Below are 20444 nucleotides of genomic sequence, written 5' to 3'. Positions count from 1 at the left end.
TAATATATATTATGCGATAATATGATAAAGAAAACCCTACTTTAAAACATCATCATATAAAATAAAATTTGGTCTTTAAGGTATATACCTTAAAGACCAAAAATTAAGAAAAATTACTGTACTATTTTACAACGCTTCATACGTGCAAGATCACTTAAAACAGCATTACGATTATTTAAAGCCGAAATTTCATTAAAAACAAAGCAGGTACAAATACAACACTTACCGCTGCTAAAGCCACGTTTTTATTTCTTGCTTTAGAACGCTCTGTAATTGTATCATTAATCTGACGTTTATTAGCAAAAAACTCCCGTTGAATATCGGCACAATTCATTGATCCGTCATGTAATGTTGTCGTTGCAATATTTTTTTTCTAAACGCCCCCCACATGCTGTCAAGGAAACCGCTAAAACCACAATACATACACCCCGCTTAAAATTCTTATACATAAAAGCCTCATTTTTGACATAAAAACACTAAATATGTCAAAAATGAAATAAAATAAAGGATAAATTTAAAAGTGTTTTATTTAACTTAAAATATTGCGCATAATAAGCTTACGCATCTGTTTCAAAAGTAAGACCTTGATATGCAGGTTTTACATAGGATGGAACGTAATTTATTACCTTATTGTAATCCAGCGATCTGTCCATATGTGTGAGTATTGCTTGTTTTGGCTTTAAATATTCTATCCACTGTAATGCTTGATCAACAGAAAAATGACTCGGATGGGATTTAAATTGAAGAGCTTCAATGATGAGAACATCTAAATCCATTAATTTGGATAAAGTTTTTTCAGGAAATTTACTAACATCCGTACAATAGGCAACATTCCCAATCCGAAAACCTAAGGAATGAATGTTTCCGTGGTGTTGTAAATGTGTATTGACACTTATTTCTCCGCCCTGCCCCTGAATAATAAATTGGCTATCTTCATTGATAAGATGTTCTTTTAAAATGGGAGAATAAGATGAATCTTTTAGAGTTTGAAAACAATATCCAAAAGCACTTTTGAGATGCTCTAGTGTAAATCTGTCGGCATAGATATCTATTAAACGTTTTTGTGCAAGTGCATAGCTGCGTAAATCATCAATACCGTGGATATGGTCTGCATGAGAATGCGTGTAAAGAGCAGCATCAAGATGGCTTACACGCGCATCGATCATTTGTGAGCGAAAATCTGGACCTGTATCAATAACGATCGTTGTTTTGTCTCCAGAAGGTTTAATACGTTCAACTAATAAAGAACTTCTGTAGCGTTTATTTTTAGGGTTATTCGGATCACATGTTCCCCAATCACCATTAGGTCTTGGCACTCCTGGAGAAGGACCACAACCTAATATTGTAAATCGGTATTGATCACACATATCTTTTGCCTTATTTCATTTTGCTAAATAAACGAAAAGCATTACGCGTTGTTATTTGAGCTATTTCTTCAATGCTTAAGCCAATTGTTTCAGCCAAAACAGCTGCTGTATAACATACAAAAGATGGTTCATTTGTTTTGCCCCGATGGGGATTAGGTGCTAAGAATGGAGCATCTGTTTCCACTAACAAATGCTCATGGGGCACAATTTTTGCTATTTCACGGATTTCAAGTGCGTTTTTAAAAGTAAGAATACCCGAAAAAGAAATATAACCACCAAGTTCAATTCCAGCACGAGCAAGTTGCATTCCAGACGAATAACAATGAAGGATAAAGGGAAAAGCTCCTTCTTTTATCTGTTCACGTAATATTTTCTCCATATCGATATCGGCATTGCGTGAATGTATAACAAGAGGAATCTGTGTTTCTCGAGAAGCAATGATATGTTCTTGAAAAACTTTCTTTTGCTCTTCTGGTGTAGAGTAATCATAATGATAATCAAGGCCCCCTTCCCCAAACGCAACAATTTTAGGGTAATTCGAGAGCTGTATAAGCTTTTCCGCTGTAATATTTTGTTCTTCATGCGCGTGATTGGGGTGTGTTCCAACGGAACAAAAGACTTGATCATAGCTTTGCGCAATGGCTAACAGTTTATCTAACTTATGAACATGGGTTGAAATTGTTATCATACGTTTAACGTCAGCATCTAAAGCCCGTTGGATAACATTATCCAAATCTTGTGAAAAGTCTTCAAAATCAAGATGACAATGTGTATCAATCAACATGATGAGTGTCTTCTTTCTTCAAGATATAACGAGGAAAAATTGGTTCTGGTGGTGGAAGATTAAGCCCTTCTTGAATTTTTGAATGACTTATATGATACAATAACCGATCATCTTCAGCAACCGCAAGGCTATCAAGAAGTTTCGCAGCTGATTGGGGGATGAAAGGCAAAAGCATAATTCCTATTCTCCGCAAGATTTCTACAGTTATATAAAGAACTGTAGAAAATCGCTCTCGATCATTTTTACGTAAACTCCAAGGTTGTTCGTTGGCAAAATAACGATTGGCATCTGCTACAATTGAAAAAATAGCTGAAAGTGCTAAATGCATACTATAAGAACACATAGTTTGGTGTACAGTTTCAAGTACTTGAAGAGATTGTTCTAAAAGCTGTTTATCTTGAGCTAAAAATGAAGCTGGTTTCGGGACTTGTGCATTACAATTTTTGGCAATCATAGACAAACAGCGCTGTGCTAAATTACCAAGATCGTTAGCAAGATCAGCATTAATACGGTTCACAAGGCTTTCATGACTATAACTACCATCTTGTCCGAATGGCACTTCACGGAGAAGGAAATAACGGACCTGATCAAGACCATAATGATCAACCATTTCAAAAGGATCAACGACATTTCCAATAGATTTTGACATTTTTGCACCACGATTAAGTAAAAAACCATGTGCAAAAATATTTTTAGGCAATTCAATTCCAGCAGACATTAAAAATGCCGGCCAATAGACTGCATGAAAACGAATAATATCCTTACCAATAATATGCGTATTTGCAGGCCAAAAATCACGTTTTTTTGAATTTTCATTGAAAAAACCTATTGCTGATAGATAATTTGTAAGCGCATCAACCCAGACATACATCACGTGCTTTGGATTCTCAGGAACAGCAATTCCCCAGTTAAAACTTGCGCGTGAAATAGAGATATCTTTTAAACCTGATTTGATAAAACTTATAATTTCATTACGCCGCTCAAATGGAGCAATAAAATCAGGATGTTTTTCATAATATTCAAGAAGAGCCTTTTCATAATGAGAAAGTCTAAAAAAATAACTTTCTTCTTCATTCCATTCAACTGGAGAGCCTAATTCTTTCTCACGACGGATGTTGTCTGCTCCAATTTCCGTATCTTTTTCTTCATAATAGGCTTCTTGGCGAACCGAATACCACCCCGTATAACGACCGAGATAAATATCGCCATTTGCTTCCATCTTTTTCCAAATTTCTTGACAAGCTTGATAATGGCGTTCTTCTGTCGTACGGATAAAATCATCGTTAGAACAATTTAATACTGCAAGCATTTTTTGAAACACCGCACTATTACGATCTGCAAGTTGCTGAGGTGTCATGCCTAATGCAGCTGCTGTTTGTTGCATCTTGAGACCATGCTCATCTGTACCAGAAAGAAAAAATACATTTTTTCCGTTTAACCGTTGAAAGCGGGCTAAAACATCGCTTGCAATGGCACTATAAGCATGTCCAATATGTGGAGCACCATTAGGATAAAAAATGGGAGTTGTTATGTAATATGTGTCACGCATGTCATACTCGTTGTAAAACGCTATAAATAGAAGATATAATGACATAACGCTTGTTCATCGCATTGTCACGGAAAAACTAATTCTCATGAATGATCTTATGAACTTTAAAAAGTAAGTTAATAACAAACTGCTTTTTATCGAGATTAAACAGTTGTATTTCCTCTATTTCTTGATGAATCTCCTGCCATTTTTCCGCATATTTTTTTGAGAGAAATAAGTCTCCCTTTTCAACGAGCATGATAGCTTTTTTTTGAATTTTATTAAGAATTTCATCACAAAATTGTTGAAATTGGAATGTAGAAGAAGTAGATGAAAATGTTTGTGCAAGAGTATGTACAATTGTTGCGTTACAAACAGGTTTCTCTAGGAGAGCATCAATTGTTTTAATAATTTCAAGACCGCCATGGCAAATAAGTAAAGCGGCTTTTCGAGGGCTTCCTTTAGATTTTTTAATAATCATTTCAATTGTTTTTTCATCAGGTAAATCCTGATCGGCGAAAATATGTATAATAACTTTTTTCATTTCATCGTTATTCAACGGACGAAAAGAAATTTTTTGACACCGTGAATGGATTGTTGGAAGCAATTTTCCTGAAGAATGTGCGATAATAACAAATAACGTTTTTGTAGGTGGTTCTTCAAGTATTTTGAGAATTGCATTCGCTGCATTTCTATTCATATCATCTGCAGAATCAATAATAACAATACGCCATCCATTATCTTGTGATGTTCGGCTTAAAAAATGCATAATATCACGGATATCATCAACGAGTATTCCTGTTTTAAACTTTTGCGTTTTCACATCAAATCGACGTGAAATATACAAAAGACCAGGGTGACTTCCTTGTGTAATTTGGCGCCATGGGGTAGAATAAGGATCGGGTTTCAAGAAAGCACTCTGTTGAAAACTTAAAATGTTCCAAGCAAGATGAAAGGCTAATGTAGCCTTTCCAATCCCATATTCTCCTTCAAATAATAATGCATGATGCAAACGCTCTTCTTTAAGCATTTGTGTCAAAAAATGACGCACATCCTCATGACCAAAGATAACATTGTTCTGGGATGGTGATAAAATTGTATCAATATCATCATATTGGCGTAAGGTATTTAAATTACTCATGAAAGCTGATCCAACAATACCTGATGACAAATATTTTTTATTTGATGAGCAATAGCTTCTACTGAGCCAGTGGCATCAATGACTCGAAATCTATGGGGTTCTTGTTTGGCCAATTGAAGAAAAGCCTGACGCCTTTGTTCTTGAATTTCCAACTGATCTTTTTCAAAATAATCAATTTCTTCTGTTTTTTTTCTTCGCAAATTTGCACGCTTCATACCACACATTGCTGGCATATCTAATAAAAATGTTAAATGAGGCAAAATACCATTGAGCGCAATACACTCTAAAACAGAAAGAAAAGAAGAACTGACTCTATTATTGAGTCCTTGATAAACGCGTGTAGAATCAATAAAGCGGTCACATAAAACGATTTTACCTTTTTGCAAAGAAGGTGCGATAACCTCAGTAACATGGTCGACACGTGCAGCTGTAAACAAAACAGCTTCAATCAACGGTCCATACTGTCGCGCCTGCCCCGACAACAAAATATGCCGGATTGCTTCTGCTCCTGGCGTTCCTCCTGGTTCTCGTGTTGTGACAACATCATAACCTTGGTGAGAGAGAGACTCAGCAAGTAAAGAAATCTGCACCGTTTTCCCTACCCCGTCCCCTCCTTCGAATGTAATAAAATAACCTGACACGTATGATCTTAACCTTATTAGCGCGTAACTATAAATATTTCCGTAACCATCCAATTGTTATTTCATAGAATGCACTTTTTACTTTTGCAAAGAAACTTCCTTCCCAAACATTCATTCCGGCAAAAACTGGTTTTTCCAGAAGAACCTTTTTATCTTCTAAAATTTGAATAACGCCAACTGATTGCCCAGAAACGATGGGAGCTTTCAATGGACCATGATATTTAATTTTTGCTTTAACATTTACTTTTTTTTCATTCGAAAGCATAAAACTTATTGGTGTTTTAACAATGAGTGGAACAAAATTTTTCTTACCACCATAAACAGCAGCACGACCAACTATTTCTCCTTTTCTGAAAATCGTTTTGAGATCAAAAGCCGTCATTCCCCATTGAAGAATGCGTTCTATTTCTTTTGTATATTTTTTACCATCTTGCAAACCATTGATTGCTAAAAAAAGACGTCGATGATTTTTAGAAATAGTGGCAACCATTGAAAAACCTTCTTTTTCACTGTAACCAAAACCAAATCCTTCTACACCAATTTCCTTAGAAATAAGAGGGTTTTTGTTACGTTGAAAAATATTATTCCATGTAAAATGAGACTCACAATAAAGTGCATAATAATCCGGATATTCCTGAACAATATGACGTGCTAATATAATCATATCACGCACAGTTACAAATTGTCCCTCTTCGGGTAGCCCTGTTGCATTAACAAAATGACTCTGAGATAATCCAATCATTTTTGCGCGCTGATTCATCAGTTTTACAAAATGATCTTCATGTCCTGATATTCCTTCAGCAAGAATAATAGCAGCATCATTTCCATTGACAATAATTAAACCACGCAACAGATCAGAAACACTGATTTCTGTTTTTATCTTTGCAAACATAGTGGTTGTACCAGAAGGTGCTCCACCCTTGCGCCAAGCATTTTCACTGACCTTAAATTTCTGCGTACTTTTTAATAATCCTTTTTTTAATTGATGAAATACAACTTCTGCTGTCATCAATTTTACTAATGAAGCAGGAAAAAAAGGAATAGCACTTTGTTTTTCATAGAGTACTGTCTCTGTATCATCATCGAGTAATAACAATTGGTATGCGGGAGTTTGAAAATCTTGTGCTCTCCCCCACGTATCAAATGCCAATACTCCCCATAATATCAATAAGATCCTTAATGCTGTATACATAGCTGCTCCTCCCATCCCAAAGATCAACATAAAGAATCTTATATAGGAAAAAACTTTTTGATTTCTGAAAATTGAGGAATTATTTACAACTCATAAAAAGATTTTATTTTCATTTAGCTTTAGAAAAAATAATATGACACGTTTTTTATCTTCTATATAGGTTCAGTTTAACATTTTAAATGTATGAGAGACAAAAGATTTTTTCATATTTTTATTGATAGTATTTTGATTTGTTATGATAAATTATCATTTTAAAATTGAAGCTAACTCAAAGATACTGTAAGATTCTCTCATCCCCTCTTCTCATATTTAATTCATTAAAAATCGCTTACTTACGGGTCATAAGTAGGGTTCGTATATGGATAAAAATTATTAAAAAAGAGAGTAAAAATACTTCTTATCAACCTCTCAAGTGTTAAGAATTATCGCACAAAACATTGGGGACTTGCAAAGTGTATGATGGTGTCGATTTATATCTTCATAAGTGTAAAGATGCTGATATCTAAAGGCGTTAACAGTTATACCATTCACAGGCGCTGTCGTAAAATAGGCTTGTAGCGTGTTAAAGTATGTCTCTTTTAAATAAGTCCATGAATTGGCAATGTAAGTGTATTTTGTTTGAGACGCTCTGTTTTTCGTGAGGGAACTTACTCCATTAAAGAACATGATAAACAAAAGCATGAGATAATGCATAATCTTTTCATAAGATATTACCGTAGATACTTTAGAAAGATACAAGGACGAATCAAAAGAAAATATTTTTTTACTTGTTAAGCTTTTTATTCCTCTCAAATCGATTGTACAAGTTGTTTTAGAGATTACAAAAACAGACTTATACAATAATCTACCTTCGTCCAGCAAAAGCTATTACAGCAAGAAAAGTACACGCTTTATTAAGCAAGCAATATCATAAAACGACGAATAGGCCAGCAATGGAGTGGAAAGTCCGTACTAAACTTATAATGATAGAACCCAACCACGCTTTTTGAAAAGGACAACGCGCTTTAAGATAAAAATCCTACACTAAATCCGTAATTTCTTACCTTTTTTACTAAAAAATTATATAGATAAAAAATCAATGCATTTTTTCTTAAAATAGTTGTAGCCAATTAACCTTTGTTTTTTTGTTTAGCTTATTTATAGAAGCAACTTGATCGAATGGTATCGGCTTATCAACCATGATAGGACCAATTTCTGGCAATTTAACTGCAACAGTTTTATTACGTTGTTCTTGTTCAACAGCAGCTGCTTTAGCTAATTCTTTTTTGTTCCCTGTATTGCGCTGCTCTTTTAACAAAACAGTTTCTCTTTTTTTCGCAACATTTTCCGACGCTAATGAATATGGGGCAGCATTTCCAGGAGTATAAGAGGACATTAAATATGCAGCATCATAATAGCCAACAGGTGCTTCAGCAATATATTCTACTTTAACATCTGCGACCCCCCTATCTACATACCCCAGTATTGTCGCAGCTTGCCTTGATAAATCAATGATTCTGTCTTTCATAAAAGGTCCGCGATCATTCACTCTAACAACGATTGAAGATCCATTTTTTAAATTAGTAACACGAGCATAGCTAGGTAAAGGCATTGTAGGATGAGCAGCAGTCAAAAGATTCATGTCATAAATTTCACCATTGGCAGTTAAACGTCCATGAAAATCTGAACCATACCAAGATGCTTCGCCAACACGTTTATAAGTTGGATCACTTTGAGGATAATACCACTTTCCTTTTATTTGATAAGGTTTACCAACAATCACTCGTCCACGCTTTTTTTCTTCTGATTGATTCTTCTTATTGGATACTTGTTGAGGTAGTACAGAAGTGTTTACGTTAATTGGTTTATTATGATAGGAATCTTTTATTGAAAAATTCATAGTTTGGCTTGCGCAACAAGATACCAGTGACTGAGAAATGACAATCATAGAAAACAATTGAAGTGTTGGTTTAATCATAAAAGTAATTTTCTTTTTTCTATTTGAAGGCATCTATTCAGTCCACTTATTTCTGTTAAGTACTACTGTAAAAACCACGTCACGCTTTTGTACGCAACGGAAGAATTTACGTTTTTAAATGATTCCCCTCGCGTATATACCACTCTTGAATTGGCCCCTTTTACCAAGGAATTAACGTATTGTTAATCTTTTTATGGTTTTCATACGAAATAAATGTAGTCTAGTAGATATTAAAAAGATTAAAAGTTAAACAAATCAACATCTTATAGAAAATTCATTTCATAATATAAGTGTGAATAAGTGGTGATTTTAGCAACTGTTTTGCGAATCATGTAATGCAGTGGATATTAAAAAAAACACCTATGGATTGAGAAAATTAGAAACCACATGTGCTGCCAACGCAGGTACAACCCTATCCATAAGCTTAAAGCTCTTTTTTGTTGGAAAGGAGACAGCATAACATCGCTCTATTCCAAAACAGCTGATAAAAATAGAATCAATAAAAACTTCAAAAAGAATCAAAAAAAGATTCTTAAATTTTTTATAGCCTATTGATATTACTTAAATTTGGTGAGCGCGCAGGGATTCGAACCCTGGACCTACTGATTAAAAGTCAGTTGCTCTACCAGCTGAGCTACGCGCTCTCACAAAAGCTATCTAGTTTGCATACTATCTAGTTTGCAGAAAGTGAAGAGAACATACGGTTGACTTTCCATTTGGTCAACACCTTTTGAAAAAAAATATTATTATTTTCTTCAGTTATCAATAATTTTCCGTTTTCGCCCCTTTACTTCATCATTGTATAAGTACTCTTTAATCTTCTTTTTGAAGTTTCAATAAAGGAAAAATTTCACTGCAAAATATTGCATAGATTCGAAGCGTTAAAATTATGAGAAATACCCCCTTCCCCTCACATGGGTTGTTGAGCATAATGGGTAGAGAAGAAAAAATACCTTTTATTATAATATTATTTTTATATCTTAGTGTTCAATTTTCAAATATGAATACAGCTTTATAAGATAATATATTGATTTATAATAATTTATCATTTTTCACTTGAGTGAAAAGTCTCAAATAATGTAAGTTTTTCTCATTTCAAATCTTTTTTATATTGAAACAATAAAAAGCATTTTCTTGACCGATATAAGTGAGAGAATAAAACTATAAAAAAGAAATGAAAATACCTTTTATGCCTCCTTTTAATAACCAAAAATTATCGCAACATTAGGGGTCATGAAAATAGTATATAGCGGTTGACACGTTAGACTTGAAAATGGAACAATGAGCAACAATGGCTTTGAGAGTATGATTTTTGTTCATGTATAATGAATAATAACGAAAGCCAATTTATCCTATAGAATAAAGTAGATATGAAGCAAAATTTAGTCTCATTGAAAATATCCCGAATGACTATAAATTATGCTCACTATTAGAGCTGTAGATAATTTTACTAAGAATAAAAAAGCAGAAATAATATGCAGTATGCAAAATGATTTTAAGTGTTCTGAATATATAGAATGCCTTCTAGTTAACTTTTTTATATTAAAATTTACAAAATACGTAGATATATTTTTAGAAGAAAAGGATAATACTAGTCACAAAATTTAGTATTGGATAATTCAGTCAGAACTATAAAGTATATTTATACATTATTTAATATTAATGTATATATACAGTATATAAATAACAATTTAAATATATCTATAAATAAAAATATTAATTTATTAAATTGATAAGATCAAAAACAAAGAAAATAATTTTGATTTGGCGATAAAAATTGTAAAAGTGCTATATATAAATGTATTTTTACTTTACTAATTTTTATTATTTTGATTGGAATATTGAATGTTAACATGTAAACAATATGAGCTACTCTTGTTTATTCATAACCATATAAAAGAAACTGGTGTTCCTCCTTCTTTTGAAGAAATGAAAAATGCATTAGAACTTTCTTCAAAGTCTGGTATTCATAAGCTCATTATAGCCTTAGAACAACGAGGTTTTATACGTCGCTTGCCCAATCGTGCTCGTGCTGTGGAGGTGATTCGACTCCCTGAAAAAATAACATTTAACCTTTCTTTAGCACGTAAAATTTCTCCCAGTATGATAGAAAGAAAGAAAAGAGAAATATCAAAAAGTTTGAGTCCCTTTGATGAAGAAGAAAAAAAAAATATCACCATTCCTATTATGGGACGTATTTCTGCAAGCGTACCCGCCTCTGCTATACTGCAACAAATAAACAGCCTTTCTCTTCCACTCGATATGGTTAATACAGGTGAGCACTACGCATTAGAAGTTAAAGATGATTCTATGATGGAGGCTGGTATCCTTGATAAAGATACGATCATTGTGAAACGTCAAAATACAGCAATAACAGGTGAAATTATTGTTGCGTTTATTGATAAAAAAGAAGCCACATTAAAACGTTATCGACGCAAAGGAGCTTCTATTGCATTAGAAGCTGCAAATCCTCATTATGAAGTACGGACATACGAATCCGAGCGTGTAGAAATACAAGGCAAACTTACCGGTCTTATTCGAAAATATTAAAAAATAAACCTTATAGTACGCGATAGATATCGCAGTAAGAAACTGTTGAGCATTTTTTTATTGTGCCACACGCAATTGACTTCTTCTCCACAGCCAAAGGATGCCCCCAATTAGGTTTATAAACAATCCAGATCCTTATCGAGCGGGTTTCACTTTCCCCTTCCTCTCCATGTCCTTCTCTTACGCAAGGCTTGACAAGTAAGTTTTAAAATATTCACCACGTACTTTGAAAAGAACTTAAATGCTTTGAAGGAAGCAGCCTTATATCATCATCCTCAATGACGGAATTTTACGATATAATAAGACAAAATTGTATGCATGCATAAAAACATATAAAATTTTGTAGAAAAAAATCAAATAACTTTGTAACAGATTGTATTGCATAGGTATAAAAATAAAGAACATTATTTTTAAGTTAATAAAAGCGTAACTCAATCATTCATAGTAATTGTAGGATCATTATGGTAGCACCTCGTATTAGTTTTGTCTCCCTCGGATGCCCAAAAGCACTCGTAGATTCTGAGCGAATTATTACACGCCTTCGCTCTGAAGGGTATGATATTTCACGTCAACATCAAGGAGCTGATGTCGTTATTGTGAATACCTGTGGTTTTCTTGACTCGGCAAGGAGAGAATCATTAGCCAATATTGATGAAGCTCTTAAAAAAAATGGAAAAGTTATTGTAACAGGGTGTCTTGGTGCTGATCCTGATGCTATTCGCCAAACATATCCTAATGTATTGGCTATTACAAAACCGCAAGCTTATGAAAGCGTTATAGAAGCTGTTCATATAGCAATTCCTCCTGTTCATGATCCTTTTCTTGATTTAGTTCCTCCCCAAGGTATTCGTTTAACACCTCGCCATTACGCCTACTTAAAGATTTCTGAAGGATGCTCTAATCGGTGTAGTTTTTGTATCATCCCTACTTTGCGTGGTGATCTCACTTCACGTCCCATCAGCGATGTTCTTCGTGAAGCTGAAAAACTCGTGCAAGCGGGTGTAAAAGAACTTTTGGTTATTTCACAAGATACGAGTGCTTATGGTATTGATCTTAAATATCTCGAAAATTCTTGGAAAGATCGTACAATCAAAACGAAATTCTTTGATCTTTGTCGTGAACTAGGCGATATGGGTATTTGGATACGTATGCATTACGTTTATCCTTATCCCCATGTTGATGAAGTTATCGAACTTATGGCTGCAAAAAAAATTCTTCCTTATCTGGATATACCTTTTCAGCATGCATCACCGACTGTTTTGCATCACATGAAGCGTCCCGCACTTATGGAAAAAACAAATCGTAGAATTGAAAAATGGCGGAAAATATGTCCAGATCTTACTTTGCGATCAACATTTATCGTTGGTTTTCCTGGTGAAACGAATGAAGATTTTAATATACTTCTAGAATGGCTAGAAGAAGCAAAAATTGAACGCGCGGGGTGCTTTAAATATGAAGAAGTAAAAGGAGCTGCCGCAAATGATTTGGGATTAGAAAATATTCCTGAAGAGGTGAAAGAAAACCGCTGGCATCGTTTTATGGCAAGACAACAACAAATTTCTACACATCTTTTAAAGAAAAAAATTGGAAAAAGACTCCGAGTGCTTATCGATGAAAGTCAAGGAAAAGTTGCCAAAGGACGTAGTCAGTACGATGCTCCAGAAATAGATGGTGTTGTCCATATATCATCACGACGCCCACTGCGTGTTGGTGAATTTGTCACCGTTAAAATCGAACAATCGGATGCCTATGACCTTTATGGTATAGCAGTTTAAAAATTTAACTCCTTCCCTGTCCTCAATGATGAAGATTTCTATTAGCATCGGTTTATAAAAAGATCAGCTACTCACAATCGAACTTGATCACTTATATAGCTCACTTCATGAGAATTTACGAGCAATCCTTGCTCTGAATGTTTGCTATACACTCCCAAAATACAAAGCAGTTATATATTCTCTTAATTTAATGCCTTAAATGAGCTTTAAATGGCGGTGACAGCGGCGCAAAAGAATAAAATCCACAAGGTTCACCATTTTTAATTAACAAAAGAGCAAATCGACAACCGTACTATTTTCCCATTTTTCATATTACGACAGTCATTGGTTAGTGAAAGGAAACTTTTTTCAAGAGTGTTTTATGCACACAAGAATTTCCTTTGTGATATGCAGGCAGATGTTTTTTATAGATGCAATATAAGAGAATTTGAAACAAAACAATCTGACGGTATTTAAATTAAAAAACAATAATTATCATTATAAATAAGTATCTTATCGTAAATTCTTTGAACTTATTTTTTTAATATCTAATTTTTATTAACACGTTTTAAAATCAAAGAATTTCTTATCAAGCAAATGACTTGGGCGTACATTTGTTAAAGCGCGAATCATCGTATCTTTACGTCCTGGCATTTGTCTTTCTATATTTTTCAGCATTTCTTTCATTGCATTACGTTGTAATCCATCTTGACTACCGCAAAGATTACAAGGAATAATTGGAAATTGCATTTCTTGAGAAAATTTTTCCATATCTTCCTCAGCAGCATAAACAAGAGGACGTAACACAAAAAGATCTCCTTCATCATTTTTAAGTTTTCCAGGCATAGCAGCTAATCGACCACCATGAAACAAATTCATAAAAAATGTTTCTAAAACATCATCACGATGATGACCTAAAACTAATGCAGAACATCCCTCTTCACGTGCAATACGATAGAGATTACCACGTCGTAATCGAGAACAAAGTGAACAATATGTCTGCGACTCTGCCAATTTATCTGTAACAATGGAATAAGTATCCTGATATTCAATACGATATGGAATTTTATAAGAACTTAAAAAATCTGGAAGAATATGCTTAGGAAATCCTGGTTGCCCTTGATCAAGATTACAGGCAAGAATTTCAACGGATAAAAGACCTCGCCACTTTAAGTCTAAAAGAAGCGCTAATAAACCATAAGAGTCTTTTCCACCCGATAAAGCAACAAGCCATTTTTTCCCTGTAGAGAGCATAGAAAAATCATCCAAAGCTTGTCGCATATGACGTAAAAGTCGTTTGCGCAATTTATTAAATTCTACGCTTGAAGGAGCAACACGAAACATTGGATGACAATTATCTGCTTCGCTTATTAAAGGATCATCTCTCCCTTTGTTTTCTTCTATTGCCTGATATTCAACTGAAACATCATTCATAATACCATATCCTGCACAATAAACGGCTCGTTTTGCAAAGATAAAAACAAATATTAAAGCAAGCTTACATTTATGTTTTTTGAATTTATAAATTAGATACATAAAAAAGAAATGGAACTATACAAATTTATGACTATAAAAACATAGCAATAAACTTAATATAGAACCATTTACAAAAAGAACTTATTAACTTCAAATATTGTAAGAATAACACAATATTTTGAAGTTATCATAATAGAAGAGAGAAATAATTTCTCTTACAGAAAAATTATCGAGAATAAAATTCAACAACCAAATTAGGTTCCATTTGCACAGCATAAGGAACATCTGCAAAAGCAGGAATACGTGTAAAGGTTGCTTTCATCTGTTTATGATCTGCTTCAATATAATCAGGGACATCACGTTCTGCCAATTGCACTGATTCTAACACTAAAACAAGTTGTTTCGATTTTTCCCGAACCTCAATAACATCACCTGGTTTACAACGATAAGATTGAATGTTTGTGCGCCGCCCATTGACATTAACATGACCGTGATTGATAAATTGGCGAGAAGCAAAAATCGTAGGTACGAATTTTGCACGATAAACAACAGCATCCAAACGTGATTCTAACAGACCGATAAGATTTTCGCCAGTATCGCCCCGTCGACGAGCTGCCTCTTCATAGGTTTTATGAAATTGTTTTTCTGAAATATCTCCATAAAACCCTTTCAATTTCTGTTTAGCGCGCAACTGAACCCCATAGTCAGAAAGTTTTCCTTTACGACGCTGTCCATGCTGACCTGGACCATAATCACGACGATTGACAGGAGATTTTGGACGCCCCCAAATATTTTCTCCCATACGACGGTCAATTTTATACTTTGTTGTTTCGCGTTTACTCATCGCATTTCCTTATAAAATAAAACACGAGATCTTAAGACCCCAAGGAAACGCGCCCTCCTCTGCCTTTAAATACTAAAGACTGACAGAATACCTTAACATATCAATATGCAAAGTTATCCACGGGACACGTCAATTAATGCTATTTTCTTGAAAAAATAGCTAGATCATCATTATTGGTCTCGTAACCCAAAGTCAACTCCTTTCATGAGTTTTAAGCCAAATCCTTTAAACAAATTCTCCGTTAAAGAAGTGATATTTTTCGATGTCAACAACGCAAAATCTTGATATTTCTTTATATATTGATGGTGTATCTTTCCCGACAATGGTAATAAAGATCTGATATGTTTGGCGATCGCTTTCGCCGGATCAATCCACTCAACGGACCATAAAGCATGTTCACGAAAGAAATTAATCAAAAAAGGATAATGTGTGCAGGCTAAAACAATAACATCCGTATATTGTCCATTTTTTTCCACAAAACATGGCAGGATTTCTTTTCTTAACTCTTCTGAATCGATAGATTTTTCCCGTAAATAATCTTCAGCAAGTCCAGCCAGCTTTTTACTTCCTACAAGCTGAACATGACACTGTCTAGCAAAAGAGTTAATTAATTCATTTGTATAAGCACGTTTAACTGTTCCAGGAGTCGCTAATACGGAAATAAAACCAGATTTTGTTTGTTCAGCAGCTGATTTAATTGCAGGAACCGTTCCTACAAAAGGGATATGAGGAAAATTCTGTCGTAAATCTGCTATCATCAGTGTAGAAACAGTGTTGCAAGCAATCACACATAAAGCTGGATTGTAACGTGTTAAAAGATTTGTAAAAATCTTCAAAATACGCTCTTTCAAAATATTTTCTTTCCAATTTCCATAAGGAAATCCTGCATCATCAGCAACATAGATAAATTGCATGTCAGGGATAAGAACACGCGCTTCCCTGAACACTGTTAAACCACCAATACCGCTATCAAAAAAAAGAACAGGTCGTTCATCCATTAGTTTTCACACTTATTTTTAATTTTTTTACGATCACGCTCTTCCGGTGCTCTACTCCCCCGTGGATATTGTGGCGAAAAATGATCCAAAGAAGATATAATGCCTCGCAATAAACGAACCTCAGGTTCACTAAAGTTAGCGCGCGTAAAAACAGAGCGCAAATTTGCAAGCATTACTTCTTTACGTTCTGGTGGTCTAAAATACCCACGGATATTCAAAGCCTCTTCTAACTGAGATAAAAAACCATGGAATATTGTTTTATTTGCAGGTTCCATCTCTGCTGCACGAAATGCCGTATCGCTGACATTCTCTAAACCAGTTTTCATCCATTCGTAAGACATTAAAAGAACCGCTTGCGCAATATTAAGTGACGCAAAAGCAGGATTAACTGGAAAAGTAATAATTTCATCAACAAGGCTGATTTCATCATTTTCTAGTCCCCATCTCTCTCTTCCAAAGACAATCCCGGTCTTATGTCCGATACTTTCACGCTGACGTAATACGCTTGCTGCTTCGACAGCACTTTTTACAGTTTTAAATCCACATCTTTCACGTGCTGTTGTGGCAAAAACATAGTGTAAATCTGCAATTGAATCACGCAATGTGTTAAAAATTACAGCATTGTTAATGACATGATCAGCTTTACTTGCAGCAGCTCTAGCTTTTTCATTTGGAAACATTTCTCGAGGTTTGACTAATCGAAGCTTAGAAAGCCCAAAATTTGCCATTGCCCTTGCGACCATACCAATGTTTTCAGGAAGCTGCGGTTCAACTAAAATAATAATGGGACCATTTGTTAAATTTTCACGATTCCTATTCGTTCCTGCCATCAATTTTACCTAGTTTCACTTAAACTATCTCCCTCTCCACTGTTTTTACGAAACCTTTTTCACAATACTCTAATGCTGTTTAATAATAAATTATAGATAATCTATCTTTTCATTCAAAGATAATAGTTTCTAAACCTAATAATAAATTTTAAAAGCCATTAAAGTGAACGATGGAATTTATAACAATTTATATAAGATATCGTAGCGTTTTTTACATCAATTTTATCTTTTTTTAATAGGGAACAGCCCCTGTAAATCATAATCTCAGTTGAATTATGAAATCATAAATCCTAAAAAAGGGATATGCACTTTATTCCCAAACTTTTTCCTGCAAAGCTTATCCGTCGTTATAAACGTTTTCTTGCGGATGTTCAACAAGATGATCAGCATGTCCTCACCGTGTCTGTACCTAATACAGGATCAATGCTTGAATTAACAGCTTTCAACACCAATATTTGGCTTTCTTATCATAACAACATCAAACGAAAATATGCCTATCAATTAGAAATTATTGAAGCCGATAATACTTTGGTTGGCATTAATACTTCTTTACCCAATAAACTTGCGTTAGAAGCAATTCAAAACGGATTACTACCAGAATTAAGTGGATATAAAACAATTTTAAAAGAACAACGCTATGGGACACAATCACGAATTGACTTTCTTTTACGTGATGACATTCTTCCTGATTGTTACCTAGAAGTCAAAAATGTTCATTTTATTCGTCAGAAAGGATTAGCAGAATTTCCTGATAGCGAAACAAAACGTGGTGCACGTCACCTTGATGAGCTCGTAGGAGTTGTACAACAAGGAAAACGAGCTGCTATGCTTTATATTATTCAACGAGAAGATTGCTCAGCTTTTACAATTTGTCATGATCTTGATCCACTCTATGGACGTAAGTTTGATTTAGCATTAAAATCAGGAGTAGAATGTTATGCTGTAAAGTGTCATGTAAGTGTAGAAGGCATTTTTCCGATTCAGAGAGTAAAAATAGAAAATAGAAGAAACAATGACTGAGTATATCGAATATAATAAAATCCCTTTAAAATTTAATGGAAAAATCCGCATTTTCGATGATTATGCTTTTGCTAAAATGCGTGAAGTTGGTCGTATTGCTGCAGAATGCCTTGATGCGCTTACAGATATTATTAAGCCGGGCGTTACTACGCAAGAAATAGATGATTTTGTATTTATTTTTGGAGCTAAGCGAGGAGCACTTCCTGCTGATCTAAATTATCATGGATACAGCCATTCATGCTGTACATCTATCAATCACGTTGTCTGCCATGGCATTCCCAATAAAAGACCTTTGCAAGAAGGTGATATTGTAAATGTTGATGTAACCTTTATCCTTGATGGTTGGCATGGGGATTCAAGCCGAATGTATCCTGTTGGAAAAATTAGGCGTGCAGCAGAACGCTTGCTAAAAATAACCTATGAAAGTCTTATGCAAGGAATCGCTGTCGTTAAGCCTGGAGCAACGACAGGTGATATTGGGGCAGCCATTCAACAGTATGCTGAATCTGAACGCTGTTCAATTGTGAGAGATTTTTGCGGACATGGTATCGGCCAGCTTTTTCATGATGCTCCCAATATCCTCCATTATGGAACCCCTGGAGAAGGAGTTGAATTAAAACAAGGTATGATGTTTACAATTGAGCCTATGATTAACCTTGGTAAACCACAAGTTAAGATTTTATCTGACGGTTGGACTGCTGTTACCCGTGACCGCTCTCTGACAGCACAATATGAACATACAATTGGTGTTACAAATGAAGGGTATGAAATATTTACACAATCTCCTAAAAATATTTTTTATATTCCAAATTCGCATACCTAACGCAATGTAGAGATGTTATGGCTAAAAAATTAAATCAAAAGGAAGATACTCAAAGTAATCACTTTGCATTAACATCGAGTTCTCCACTCACCCCAGTATCAGAAAGAAAAAGTGAAGAGCCTCAGAAAAACGCACAGCTTCATAAACATTATCAAGGCCATCGTGAACGTCTTCGGAAGCGCTATTTAAAGTCAAAAGGAAATGCAATTGAAGATTATGAATATCTTGAATTATTGCTTTTTCGCACAATACCCCGTGCAAACACAAAACCCATAGCTAAAAATTTGATAGCACGTTTTGGTTCATTAGCTGATGTGTTGGGAGCGGATATTCACCGACTTCAAGAAATTCCAGGATGTGGTCCCGCCACTGCAGTTGATTTAAAAATTATTTCAGATGTTGCTGGACGTCTTGCTCGTGCGCAATTGTTTAAGCGCGATATTTTTTCATCATGGGATAAAGTGTTAGCGTATTGTAAAGCTGTTATGGCTCACGAAACACGTGAACAATTTCGTATTTTGTTTCTTGATAAGAAAAACGGCTTACTTGCTGATGAGGTACAACAAACTGGAACCATTGATCATACCCCTGTTTATCCTCGTGAAGTTATTTCTCGAGCTTTAGAGTTATCCGCATCAGGACTTATCTTAGTCCACAATCACCCTTCTGGCGATTCCACCCCCTCTAATGCAGATATAACAATGACATATAGATTAAAAGATGCAGCAAATGCATTAGGAATTATTATCCATGACCATCTTATTATTGCACGAAATAACCATACGAGTTTTAAAGCGTTAAAACTTATATAAATCTTATGGGATAAAAAAGACTTCATTCAACTATGAATAACGAATCAATTTTCTAAATCAATATCTAATATAGCCATTGAGAAATTATAGGAGAGCTCATCTTCATCTTCATCTCGATAGATAATGCCTAAAAACTCATCTCCCATATAAACCTCACAAGAATCACTCTTTTTAGGCCGTGCTCTGACTTGCAATGCTGAGTTTTGGAATATATTTTTAAAATAATTATCAAGTTTTTTTATTTCATCAGCATTCACTATGCTCTCCTGTTTTTTGAAACGATTAAAATAATTGCGTGTCGTGCAAATAAGACACTCTTATGATTCTGTAACGTCAGTAAAAAAGCATAATCTGAATATTTACTTAATATTACATATATTCACAACGTTCTTTATGCATTCATAAAGAACGTTTACAAAAGGAGTCTATCATTATTAAATATACCCGTATAGATTAAAAAATGGCAAAAAAAACTGTATATTTTTAATAATTTTACTTTATCTCCAATTTTAGCATCTGTATTTAAAACGCATATTCGTAAAAATAAATTGATCAATAATTTATAATTTTGTTTATTTTATAAAAAATACAAATAAAAATATTTTTTTATTTAAAACTACATTTTTTAGCAAAAAATATTTATTACATCATTCGAAAATAATTCTTTTTAATAACCTTTAAATTATAATTATCTAATCTTAGAAGAATTACGTCTCTGGAAAATATA

General features: G+C 34.3%; 16 protein-coding genes, 1 tRNA gene and 2 pseudogenes. 5 read left to right on the top strand and 14 right to left on the bottom strand.

From position 1 onward, the window contains the following. Positions 1-113 precede the first annotated feature (113 nt). From ACFIL2_RS01730 to ACFIL2_RS01690, 9 genes and pseudogenes are all read right to left on the bottom strand, one after another. Positions 114-449: pseudogene (locus tag ACFIL2_RS01730) on the bottom strand (hypothetical protein). A 108-nt stretch (positions 450-557) separates the two neighbouring features. Further along, complete coding sequence (locus ACFIL2_RS01725; RefSeq protein WP_375634092.1) at positions 558-1367, bottom strand: MBL fold metallo-hydrolase; 810 nt, start codon at positions 1365-1367, stop codon at positions 558-560. 10 nt (positions 1368-1377) lie between these two features. Further along, the gene (locus ACFIL2_RS01720; protein ID WP_375680295.1) at positions 1378-2151 is read right to left on the bottom strand and encodes a TatD family hydrolase; all 774 of its coding nucleotides are present in this window, start codon (positions 2149-2151) and stop codon (positions 1378-1380) included. Next, entirely contained in the window at positions 2141-3700 is a 1560-nt protein-coding gene (metG, locus tag ACFIL2_RS01715) for a methionine--tRNA ligase (RefSeq protein ID WP_375634096.1), read from the bottom strand. Before metG ends, ACFIL2_RS01720 begins: the two co-directional genes overlap by 11 nt. Before the next feature lie 76 nt (positions 3701-3776). Continuing rightward, the gene (locus ACFIL2_RS01710; RefSeq protein ID WP_375634097.1) at positions 3777-4820 is read right to left on the bottom strand and encodes a DNA polymerase III subunit delta'; all 1044 of its coding nucleotides are present in this window, start codon (positions 4818-4820) and stop codon (positions 3777-3779) included. Next, positions 4817-5461, bottom strand: a complete 645-nt coding sequence (tmk, locus tag ACFIL2_RS01705) for a dTMP kinase (RefSeq protein WP_375634099.1) — start codon at positions 5459-5461, stop codon at positions 4817-4819. Before tmk ends, ACFIL2_RS01710 begins: the two co-directional genes overlap by 4 nt. Positions 5462-5489: 28 nt before the next feature. After that, positions 5490-6653, bottom strand: a complete 1164-nt coding sequence (locus tag ACFIL2_RS01700) for a D-alanyl-D-alanine carboxypeptidase family protein (RefSeq protein ID WP_375634161.1) — start codon at positions 6651-6653, stop codon at positions 5490-5492. A 1090-nt stretch (positions 6654-7743) separates the two neighbouring features. Beyond that, positions 7744-8643: a septal ring lytic transglycosylase RlpA family protein gene (locus tag ACFIL2_RS01695; RefSeq protein WP_375634100.1), complete on the bottom strand. Its 900-nt coding sequence runs from the start codon at positions 8641-8643 to the stop codon at positions 7744-7746. A gap of 535 nt (positions 8644-9178) precedes the next feature. After that, positions 9179-9254 (bottom strand) — tRNA-Lys (locus ACFIL2_RS01690). A 1201-nt stretch (positions 9255-10455) separates the two neighbouring features. On the opposite strand from ACFIL2_RS01690, the gene lexA reads away from it, so the two are divergent. Beyond that, a complete protein-coding gene (gene lexA / locus ACFIL2_RS01685; RefSeq protein ID WP_375634102.1) occupies positions 10456-11160 on the top strand; it encodes a transcriptional repressor LexA in 705 nt (234 codons plus the stop codon). 461 nt (positions 11161-11621) lie between these two features. Then, a complete protein-coding gene (rimO, locus tag ACFIL2_RS01680; RefSeq protein ID WP_375680294.1) occupies positions 11622-12935 on the top strand; it encodes a 30S ribosomal protein S12 methylthiotransferase RimO in 1314 nt (437 codons plus the stop codon). Between the two features lie 537 nt (positions 12936-13472). Here rimO and ttcA read toward each other — a convergent pair. The 4 genes and pseudogenes from ttcA to ACFIL2_RS01660 form a co-directional block, all read right to left on the bottom strand. Further along, on the bottom strand, positions 13473-14348 hold the full coding sequence (ttcA, locus tag ACFIL2_RS01675; protein WP_375634106.1) for a tRNA 2-thiocytidine(32) synthetase TtcA: 876 nt from the start codon (positions 14346-14348) through the stop codon (positions 13473-13475). A gap of 268 nt (positions 14349-14616) precedes the next feature. After that, on the bottom strand, positions 14617-15234 hold the full coding sequence (rpsD, locus tag ACFIL2_RS01670) for a 30S ribosomal protein S4 (RefSeq protein ID WP_273722651.1): 618 nt from the start codon (positions 15232-15234) through the stop codon (positions 14617-14619). A gap of 170 nt (positions 15235-15404) precedes the next feature. Beyond that, positions 15405-16232 (bottom strand): glutamate racemase, encoded by an 828-nt coding sequence (gene murI / locus ACFIL2_RS01665; RefSeq protein ID WP_375634652.1) that lies wholly within the window; start codon positions 16230-16232, stop codon positions 15405-15407. Continuing rightward, a pseudogene (locus ACFIL2_RS01660) lies at positions 16225-17062 on the bottom strand (RNA methyltransferase). Before ACFIL2_RS01660 ends, murI begins: the two are co-directional and overlap by 8 nt. A 303-nt stretch (positions 17063-17365) precedes the next feature. Here ACFIL2_RS01660 and sfsA point away from each other — a divergent pair. From sfsA to radC, 3 genes are read left to right on the top strand one after another with little or no spacing between them, the layout of a single operon-like run. Next, positions 17366-18082, top strand: a complete 717-nt coding sequence (sfsA, locus tag ACFIL2_RS01655; protein WP_375634651.1) for a DNA/RNA nuclease SfsA — start codon at positions 17366-17368, stop codon at positions 18080-18082. After that, positions 18075-18905, top strand: a complete 831-nt coding sequence (gene map / locus ACFIL2_RS01650) for a type I methionyl aminopeptidase (protein WP_375634112.1) — start codon at positions 18075-18077, stop codon at positions 18903-18905. The genes sfsA and map overlap by 8 nt, the downstream gene beginning before the upstream one ends. Positions 18906-18922: 17 nt before the next feature. Continuing rightward, entirely contained in the window at positions 18923-19717 is a 795-nt protein-coding gene (gene radC / locus ACFIL2_RS01645; protein WP_375613419.1) for a DNA repair protein RadC, read from the top strand. Between the two features lie 44 nt (positions 19718-19761). Here radC and ACFIL2_RS01640 read toward each other — a convergent pair whose 3' ends face one another. Continuing rightward, positions 19762-19974, bottom strand: coding sequence for a DUF3126 family protein (locus ACFIL2_RS01640; protein ID WP_375621268.1), 213 nt, complete (start codon positions 19972-19974; stop codon positions 19762-19764). Positions 19975-20444 lie beyond the last annotated feature (470 nt).

The organism is Bartonella sp. AP30XZML (assembly GCF_042195945.1).
Classification (GTDB): Bacteria; Pseudomonadota; Alphaproteobacteria; order Rhizobiales; family Rhizobiaceae; genus Bartonella.
Note: the sequence above shows the minus strand (reverse complement) of the source record. Positions and strands in the feature narration are given on the sequence as shown.

What these genes read in the sequence shown, in the direction of transcription:
- radC (WP_375613419.1), top strand. Translation starts at nt 18,923, where the DNA reads ATGGCTAAAAAATTAAATCAAAAGGAAGATACTCAAAGTAATCACTTT.
- metG (WP_375634096.1), bottom strand. Translation starts at nt 3,700, where the DNA reads ATGCGTGACACATATTACATAACAACTCCCATTTTTTATCCTAATGGT.
- rpsD (WP_273722651.1), bottom strand. Translation starts at nt 15,234, where the DNA reads ATGAGTAAACGCGAAACAACAAAGTATAAAATTGACCGTCGTATGGGA.
- rimO (WP_375680294.1), top strand. Translation starts at nt 11,622, where the DNA reads ATGGTAGCACCTCGTATTAGTTTTGTCTCCCTCGGATGCCCAAAAGCA.
- ACFIL2_RS01725 (WP_375634092.1), bottom strand. Translation starts at nt 1,367, where the DNA reads ATGTGTGATCAATACCGATTTACAATATTAGGTTGTGGTCCTTCTCCA.
- ACFIL2_RS01710 (WP_375634097.1), bottom strand. Translation starts at nt 4,820, where the DNA reads ATGAGTAATTTAAATACCTTACGCCAATATGATGATATTGATACAATT.
- map (WP_375634112.1), top strand. Translation starts at nt 18,075, where the DNA reads ATGACTGAGTATATCGAATATAATAAAATCCCTTTAAAATTTAATGGA.
- ACFIL2_RS01695 (WP_375634100.1), bottom strand. Translation starts at nt 8,643, where the DNA reads ATGCCTTCAAATAGAAAAAAGAAAATTACTTTTATGATTAAACCAACA.
- murI (WP_375634652.1), bottom strand. Translation starts at nt 16,232, where the DNA reads ATGGATGAACGACCTGTTCTTTTTTTTGATAGCGGTATTGGTGGTTTA.
- lexA (WP_375634102.1), top strand. Translation starts at nt 10,456, where the DNA reads ATGTTAACATGTAAACAATATGAGCTACTCTTGTTTATTCATAACCAT.
- ACFIL2_RS01720 (WP_375680295.1), bottom strand. Translation starts at nt 2,151, where the DNA reads ATGTTGATTGATACACATTGTCATCTTGATTTTGAAGACTTTTCACAA.
- ACFIL2_RS01700 (WP_375634161.1), bottom strand. Translation starts at nt 6,653, where the DNA reads ATGTATACAGCATTAAGGATCTTATTGATATTATGGGGAGTATTGGCA.
- ttcA (WP_375634106.1), bottom strand. Translation starts at nt 14,348, where the DNA reads ATGAATGATGTTTCAGTTGAATATCAGGCAATAGAAGAAAACAAAGGG.
- sfsA (WP_375634651.1), top strand. Translation starts at nt 17,366, where the DNA reads ATGCACTTTATTCCCAAACTTTTTCCTGCAAAGCTTATCCGTCGTTAT.